Below are 278 nucleotides of genomic sequence, written 5' to 3'. Positions count from 1 at the left end.
CGTGATTTTACCTTTTATTTCCATTGCTAATATATGGGGAGTATGGGTATTTTTTTATAAACCAAATGAGCCAAGGTTGGTACACATTTTATATAATGGATTTATGGGGCTAACTTTTTCTTTTGGAAGCTTTATAGTGATTCAAAAGATTGCATATACTTTTATTAAAATTGAAACACCTCTATTTTTTATTGTTACTTTTCTGCTTTACATTCTTACAATCTATAAATTGATTTCTATTGGAATGAAAAGTTTTTTAAGGCGATTAAACAATGAAG

Annotated in this window: 1 pseudogene; it reads left to right on the top strand. The window is 27.3% G+C overall.

The window, feature by feature from the left end:
• Positions 1-278: pseudogene (locus OXT04_RS29675) on the top strand (hypothetical protein); the annotation flags it as partial.

The sequence above is a fragment of the Bacillus sp. GC_Bacil_1 genome (genome assembly GCF_026540675.1).
Classification (GTDB): Bacteria; Bacillota; Bacilli; order Bacillales; family Bacillaceae_G; genus Bacillus_A; species Bacillus_A cereus.
Note: the sequence above shows the minus strand (reverse complement) of the source record. Positions and strands in the feature narration are given on the sequence as shown.